This is a genomic window from Actinoalloteichus spitiensis RMV-1378, from assembly GCF_000239155.1.
Taxonomy (GTDB): domain Bacteria; phylum Actinomycetota; class Actinomycetes; order Mycobacteriales; family Pseudonocardiaceae; genus Actinoalloteichus_B; species Actinoalloteichus_B spitiensis.
In genome coordinates, this window is the sequence record NZ_AGVX02000332.1 from 1 (window position 1) to 7,485 (window position 7,485).

7 protein-coding genes are annotated in these 7,485 nt (G+C 74.4%); all 7 read left to right on the top strand.

Translation table 11 applies throughout. The annotated features are described in order from the left end of the window. Window positions 1–634: Trp biosynthesis-associated membrane protein (locus ACTIDRAF_RS0215050; RefSeq protein WP_016699559.1), on the top strand; the 634-nt coding region annotated here is incomplete at its 5' end. Window positions 635–753: 119 nt separating this feature from the next. Further along, window positions 754–1,563 carry an indole-3-glycerol phosphate synthase TrpC gene (gene trpC / locus ACTIDRAF_RS0215055; RefSeq protein WP_016699560.1) on the top strand — a complete coding sequence of 270 codons (810 nt, stop codon included), beginning with the start codon at window positions 754–756 and terminating at the stop codon, window positions 1,561–1,563. Window positions 1,564–1,634: 71 nt separating this feature from the next. Further along, window positions 1,635–2,882: a tryptophan synthase subunit beta gene (gene trpB / locus ACTIDRAF_RS0215060; RefSeq protein WP_052168844.1), complete on the top strand. Its 1,248-nt coding sequence runs from the start codon at window positions 1,635–1,637 to the stop codon at window positions 2,880–2,882. Further along, on the top strand, window positions 2,882–3,679 hold the full coding sequence (gene trpA / locus ACTIDRAF_RS0215065; protein ID WP_016699562.1) for a tryptophan synthase subunit alpha: 798 nt from the start codon (window positions 2,882–2,884) through the stop codon (window positions 3,677–3,679). The genes trpB and trpA overlap by 1 nt, the downstream gene beginning before the upstream one ends. Window positions 3,680–4,041: 362 nt before the next feature. Then, complete coding sequence (lgt, locus tag ACTIDRAF_RS29040) at window positions 4,042–5,061, top strand: prolipoprotein diacylglyceryl transferase (RefSeq protein ID WP_157163049.1); 1,020 nt, start codon at window positions 4,042–4,044, stop codon at window positions 5,059–5,061. A 40-nt stretch (window positions 5,062–5,101) separates the two neighbouring features. Continuing rightward, window positions 5,102–5,779, top strand: coding sequence for a response regulator transcription factor (locus ACTIDRAF_RS0215075; protein WP_016699564.1), 678 nt, complete (start codon window positions 5,102–5,104; stop codon window positions 5,777–5,779). 11 nt (window positions 5,780–5,790) lie between these two features. Beyond that, window positions 5,791–7,254: a HAMP domain-containing sensor histidine kinase gene (locus tag ACTIDRAF_RS29045; protein ID WP_245533548.1), complete on the top strand. Its 1,464-nt coding sequence runs from the start codon at window positions 5,791–5,793 to the stop codon at window positions 7,252–7,254. The last annotated feature ends 231 nt before the right edge of the window (window positions 7,255–7,485 follow it).

A 7,485-nucleotide genomic window follows, 5' to 3' on the forward strand; every position in this document is an offset into this window, starting at 1 on the left:
GGGGGCGGCCCCCGAGGGCCAGAACACGAGCCGGCGCGGGGCCCAGCTGTGGCCGCTGGTCGCCGGCCTCGTGTCGGCCGCGCTCCTGCTGTGGGGGGCGAACCAGCTCAGTTGGGGCTTCGTCGCGGACTGGCGGCCGGGGCAGGACAGGCTGCCCGGGGACATCCCGGGATCCGCGGCCGTCGGGGGGCTGGCGGCGGTCGCGCTGCTGTCCCTCGCCGCCGTGGCCGCCGTGCTGGGCACCCGGGGCTGGGTGCGCCGGGGGGTGGGCGTCGTGCTGGCCCTCGCCGGGATCTGGGTCCTCTGGTCGGCCATTTCCTTCGATCCGGGCGCGGCTGTCGGTGTGGTCGGCGACACTGGTCATGTCCCGGTGGACCCGTTGTCCGTCGCCGACCCCGGCGAAGGGGGGCCACCGTGGGGCAGGATGCTCGGCGGCGCGGGCGGCGTCGTCCTGGTGCTCAGCGGGCTGTCGTTGGTCCTGCGTTCCGGCGCGCTGCCCGTGCTCGGCGGTCGTTACCGCACGCCCGCCGACCGGCGCTCGGCCGTGCCCTCGGACCGCCAACTCTGGGAGGCGATGGACAGTGGTGACGACCCGACCGCGGCGCGCGACCAGCACGACGCGGCGCGCGAGTGATGGTCCACCCAGTGCGGAGGGCCGGCCGCGAGCGGAGTTAGCATCCTCGACAACCAGCGGCGCGCGAGGGGAGTGGGCGTGATCGAGCGCACGAACGGGCACGGCGACGAGGTGATCTCGTGAGCGTCCTGGAGTCCATCCTCGACGGGGTGCGGGCCGACCTGGCGGAACGCGAGTCAGCGGTCCCCTTCGAGGAGATCAAGAGGCGGTCCCTGGAGGTCGCACCTCCCAAGGACGTCAAGGCCGCGATGCTGGCGCCGGGCGTCGGGGTCATCGCCGAGGTCAAACGGCGCAGTCCCTCCAAGGGCGAACTGGCCGAGATCGCCGATCCCGCCGAGCTGGCCAGCTCCTACGCGGCGGCGGGGGCCAGGGCGATCAGCGTCCTGACCGAGCGGCGGCGGTTCGGCGGGTCGCTGGACGACTTCGACGCCGTCCGGGCGGCGGTGGACGTCCCGCTGCTGCGGAAGGACTTCATCGTCAGCACCTACCAGGTGCACGAGGCCAGGGCGCACGGCGCGGACATCGTGCTGCTGATCGTCGCCGCCCTGGACCAGAACACCCTGTCGGCGTTGCTGGACCGCGTCGAGTCGTTGGGCATGATGGCGTTGGTGGAGGTGCACACCGCCGAGGAGGCGGACCGGGCGCTGGAGGCCGGGGCGAGCCTGGTGGGCATCAACGCGCGCGACCTGCACACGCTGGAGGTCAACCGCGAGGTGTTCGGCCGGATCGCGCCGGGTATGCCGGCGGACGTGCTCAAGGTCGCCGAGTCGGGGGTGCGCGGCCCCAGCGACCTGATGGCCTACGCCGGCGCGGGCGCGGACGCGGTGCTCGTGGGTGAGGGCCTGGTCGTCAGCGGTGACCCGAGGGCGGCCGTCACCCAGCTGGTGACCGCCGGTTCGCATCCGGCCTGCCCCCGCCCCAGCCGCTGACGGTGGACGGACCAGGAGCAGGAGACGGACGGACACGGACGGTGGGTGACGTGAGCGGAGACGACGGAGCGGTGCGGACCACGGACGCGGCCCCTCCGGTGGGCACCCGCCCCAGCGGGCACGATCCCGACGAGCGGGGGCACTTCGGCCCCTACGGCGGCCGGTTCGTCCCCGAAGCCCTGGTCGCGGCCCTGGACGAGCTGCACGCCGAGTACGAGAAGGCCAGGGTCGACCCGGCCTTCGTCGACGAGCTGCGCGGTCTGCTCCGCGACTACACGGGGCGGCCGTCGCCGCTCACCGACGCACCCAGGTTCGGGGAGCACGCCGGTGGGGCCCGGATCCTCCTCAAGCGGGAGGACCTGAACCACACCGGCTCCCACAAGATCAACAACGTGTTGGGCCAGGCACTGCTCACCCGGCGGATGGGCAAGACCCGGGTGATCGCCGAGACCGGCGCCGGTCAGCACGGTGTGGCCACCGCCACCGCCTGCGCGCTGTTCGGGCTGGACTGCACGGTGTACATGGGCGAGGTCGACACCCGCCGGCAGGCGCTCAACGTCGCGAGGATGCGGCTGCTCGGCGCGGAGGTCATCCCCGTCCGGACGGGGTCGGCCACCCTCAAGGACGCCATCAACGAGGCGTTGCGGGACTGGGTGACCAACGTCGCCGACACCCACTACCTGTTGGGCACCGTCGCCGGGCCGCACCCCTTCCCGGTGATGGTGCGTGACTTCCACCGGGTCATCGGGCTGGAGGCCCGGGAGCAGGTGCTGGAGCGGACCGGTCGGCTGCCCGAGGCCGTCGCCGCCTGCGTGGGTGGCGGCTCCAACGCCATCGGCGCGTTCCACGCGTTCCTGGACGACCCCGGTGTGCGCCTGGTGGGCCTGGAACCCGGCGGGGAGGGCCTGGAGACCGGGCGGCACGGCGCCACCCTGACCGCCGGTTCGCCCGGTGCGCTGCACGGCGCCATGTCCTACCTCCTGCAGGACGAGGACGGCCAGACCCAGGAGACGCACAGCATCTCCGCCGGCCTGGACTACCCCGGCGTGGGGCCGGAGCACTCCTGGTTGAAGGACACCGGGCGGGCCGAGTACCGGACGGTGACCGACGCCGAGGCGATGGACGCCTTCCAGTTGCTGTGCCGCACCGAGGGCATCATCCCGGCGATCGAGTCCGCGCACGCCCTGGCCGGGGCGTTGACCCTCGGCCGAGAGCTGGGGGAGGGCGCCGTGGTGCTGGTCAACCTCTCGGGCCGGGGCGACAAGGACGTGGACACCGCGGCCCGGTGGTTCGGGCTGCTTCCCGGAGAGGACGCCTGATGGACCGGTTGGATTCGCTGTTCGCCTCCTGCCGGGCCGAGCGGCGGGCCGCTCTGGTCGGCTACCTGCCCGCCGGTTACCCGACCGCGGCCGACTCCGCCGCGCTGCTGGGCGAGATGGTCGCGGGTGGCTGTGACCTGGTCGAGATCGGTGTGCCGTACTCGGACCCGGTGATGGACGGGCCGACCATCCAGTCCGCGGCCGACACCGCGCTGCGGGCCGGGTTCCGGCTGCGGGACGTGTTCTCGCTCGTCGAGTCGGTCACCACCGCCGGTGGTCGCGCCGTGGTCATGACCTACTGGAACCCGGTGCACCGCTACGGCGTGGACGCCTTCGCCCGCGACCTCGCGGCCGCCGGGGGGCTCGGCGTGATCACCCCCGATCTGATCCCGGACGAGGCGGAGCCGTGGCTGTCGGCCTCCGACGCCCACGACCTCGACCGGATCTTCCTGGTGTCGCCGTCCTCCACCGAACAGCGGATCGCCATGACGACGAAGGCGAGCCGGGGTTTCGTGTACGCGACCGCCGTCATGGGGGTGACCGGGGCCAGGGACCAGGTGGGTTCCGACGCTCCCGGTCTCGTCCGCCGCACCCGGCAGCACACCGACCTGCCGGTCGGCGTGGGGCTGGGTGTCCGGTCGGGGGCGCAGGCGGCCGAGATCGCCGGTTTCGCCGACGCGGTGATCGTGGGCTCGGCCTTCGTGGCGCGCGCCGGCGGTGACCAGGAGCGGGCCCGGTCGGAGGTCCGGTCGCTGGCCGAGGAGCTCGCCGCCGGGGTCCGGGGCCAGGTCAGCTGACCGGCCGGCTGCCCGGCGGCCCGTCACGGGAGGACCGCGCCCACCGGCCGGGGACGAGCCCCGCCCCTCCGCTGACCGGGGGCGTCGGCCGCCCGACCAGCCCGGTGCCGCCACCAGCCGGGGCGGACCCACGCGCCCGCCGGCGGCGGCGACATCGGTGGAGTCCGTTCGGGGGCGGCCTCGCCCGACCCGTCGCGGGCCGCTGGCGGCGGCCCGCCATCACCCGAACGGCGGCACCCGAGGTGCTCCCGAGGGATCTTGCGCGGCCACCCCGACCACCGCGCGTCCGGACCGCCCGCAGCCAGCGCGATCGCGACCACACCGCCGGACGCCGGGGACACGTGGACGGTTAGTGTGGTCCGGTGAGCACTACGGCAACCGTGTTCCTGGCGAACATCCCGAGCCCGGACCAGGGTGTGTGGCACCTCGGCCCGATATCGCTCCGCGCCTATGCGCTGTGCATCCTCGCCGGCATCCTCATCGCACTGTGGTGGGGCGACCGGCGGCTCGTCGCCCGGGGCGCGGAGAAGGGCACCGTGCTCGACATCGCGGTGTGGGCCGTCCCGTTCGGGCTGATCGGCGGCCGCCTCTACCACGTGATCACCGACTACCACCAGTACTTCGGCCCCGGCCGCAACCCGCTCGACGCGCTGGCGATCTGGAACGGGGGCCTGGGCATCTGGGGAGCGATCGCCCTCGGCGGGGTCGGGGCGTGGATCGCCTGCCGGCGGCGGGGGATACCGCTGCCGGTGGTCGCGGACGCCATCGCCCCGGGCATCATCGTGGCGCAGGCCGTCGGACGCGTCGGCAACTGGTTCAACCAGGAGCTCTACGGTGGACCGACCGACCTGCCGTGGGGGTTGGAGATCTACCAGCGGGTGAACCCGGAGACCGGGCTCAACGACCCGCTCAACGGCGTGGCCATCGACCACACCCCGATCGCGGTGGTCCACCCCACGTTCCTCTACGAGCTGCTGTGGAACGTGCTGGTGGCCCTGGTGATCGTCTGGGCCGACCGCCGCTTCCGCCTCGGGCACGGCCGGGTGTTCGCCCTCTACGTCGCCGGCTACACGCTGGGCCGGTTCTGGATCGAGCTGATGCGCACCGACCAGGCCACCGAGATCCTCGGGGTGCGGGTCAACGTCTACGTCTCGGTGCTGGTCTTCCTCGGCGCCCTGGTCTACCTGCTCGTCGCCCCCAAGGGACGGGAGGACCCGTCGGTGTTGGCCGTCACCCGGACCGACGATGACGGGGACGTCCCGGCGGACGGGGACACCGCGGCCACTCCTCGCACCCCGGCCCGCCCCGCCGGTACCGAACCCCGCCAACCCCGTCGCCCGGCCGGCGGAACGGACCGCTCGGACGGAGACGGGACCAGCTGAGAAGCGGCGCCGTGCCGTCGGAGCCTTACGATCCCCAGTCATGCGAATCCTCCTCGTCGAGGACGACGACCGGGTCGCGGGCGGGTTGACCGTGGCGTTGCGCCACGCAGGCTACGAGGTGAACCGGGTCGGTACGGCCGCCGCGGCGCTCGCCGCGCCGGAGTCCGACGTCGTGCTGCTCGACCTCGGACTGCCCGACGGTGACGGGATCGACGTGCTGCGGCGACTCCGGGAGCGGCCCGGCGTCGCGGTCATCGCGGTGACCGCGCGCGGCGAGGAACGCGACCGGGTTCGGGGCCTGCGGACCGGCGCGGACGACTACGTGGTCAAACCCTTCGGGACGGCGGAGCTGCTCGCGCGCATCGAGGCGGTGCTGCGGCGGACCCGCGCCGCGCGGGCGCACTCCGCGCCCGCCGCGCCGCTGCGCGCCGGCGATCTCGTCCTCGACCCGGCGACCCGGGTGGCCAGCACCCCCACCGGCCCGCTGCCGCTCACCCGCAAGGAGTTCGACCTGCTCGCCCTCCTGGTGGCGCAGGCGGGAGCCGTCGTGAGCAGGGTGCACATCCTCGACCAGGTGTGGCAGGCGGCCTGGGAGACGTCCTCCCGGACCCTGGACACCCACATCGCCTCGTTGCGGGCGAAGCTCGGGGACGCCGCGCGCATCGACACCGTCCGGGGGATCGGGTACCGGCTCTCACCCGGCGGGCGGGCCGACTAGTGCTGCGCCGGTTGCTGGCCGTCCTGGTCCCGCTGCTGGTCGTGCTGATGGCCGCTCTCGGGGTGCCCCTGGGCGCGGTGGTGGCCCAACGGGTGACCCAGGAGGTGTACCTGGACCGCCTCAGCGATGTCGGCCGGTTCGCCTCGCTCGCCGAGAGCGCCCTGTCCTCCGGCCGGATCGAGGCCCTGCGGGACGAGATCGCCCGCTACGACGACCTGTACGGCATCCCCGTGGCGGTCCTCGCACCCGGCGGTGAGGTGCTGCTCTCGTCCAGGGACGCGTGGCCGGCGGCCGACGAGATCGACGGGGACGACCTGTCGGGGCAGCTGCGGCAGGCGTTCGCCGGGTACCGACCGGAGCCACCCGCCCTCCTCTGGCCGTGGCAGGCGCGCCCCCTGCACGTCGTGGAACCGGTCGGCCGGGACAGCGAGGTGGTCGCCGTGGTGGCGATGGCCTCCCCGACGGGCGGGTTGCGGGCGGAGATCGGCTGGCAGTGGCTGCTGCTCGGGCTGGTCGGGCTGGTTCCCCTCGGGGGGCTGGTCCTGGCGGCCTGGCCCATCTCCCGCTGGGTGCTGCGACCGGTGCGCCAGCTCGACGAGGCCACGGCGGCCGTCGCGCGGGGACGCCTGGACACCCGCGCCGACGAGGTGACCGGCCCGCCCGAACTGCGGCGGTTGGCCGCGTCGTTCAACACGATGGTCGGCGTGGTGGGGACCGCGTTGGAACGGCAGCGGGCCTTCGTCTCCGACGCCTCCCACCAGATGCGCAACCCCCTGGCCAGCCTGCGGCTGGCCGTCGAGAACCTGGAACCGCACCTGCGGGACGACGACGCCAGGGAGGCGCAGCGGGTCGCCGTCGACGAGGCGGCCGCCCTCGGGCGCCTGCTGGACGCGATGTTGGCCGCGACCCGGCTCGACAGCGCCACCGACGCCGAGCCGGTGGCCCTCGACGACCTCTTCGCGACCCATGAGCCCGGGTGGCGGGTGCAGGCGAGGCAGGCTGGCATCCGCCTGGAGGTCGACCCGGGGCGGGGCCTCGGTGCCCTGGAGCCTCCCGGTGGGTTGGGCGGTGTCCTCGACGAACTCGTGGGCAACGCGGTTCGGCTCTCGGGCGCGAGTTGGGTGACGGTTCGGGCCCGCCGGGTGCGGGAGCCGACCGAGCTGGCCGACCTCAGCTCGGAGGAGGTGGCCACTCCGGCCTCCGGCACGGAATGGGTGCGGCTGGAGGTCACCGACGACGGGACGGGTCTCGACGAGGCCGAACGGACGGCCGCCCTGAACCGCTTCTGGCGTTCCCCCCGGCACCAGAACGTCGCCGGGACCGGGCTGGGCCTGGCGATCTGCCACGAGCTGGTCACGGCGGCGGGGGGAAGGTTCGAGCTGCGGCCCGCCGGCGAGCACGGGCTGGCGGCGGTGGTCACGCTGCGCGCGCCCGCCGGGTCCGTCGAGGGGGAGGTGGCTGGCGGGACGCCCTGACGTCGCCGGCCGGAGCGCGTGGAGGACCCCGGCCCGCGTCGCCGGGCGCGGGCCGAGCCGTCGGGGTCGCCCGGGATGTTCGGGCGCCGGGACGGTGCCGGATGTGCGGGAACCACGGGGCCAGGCACCGGCCGCGTCGGACGGTACCCACCCGCCCCCGCTGCGACGACCCGGGTGGGGCTCGCCGGCGACCGGGGTCGAGGAACGGCGGGGCGGGTGTGCCGACCCACC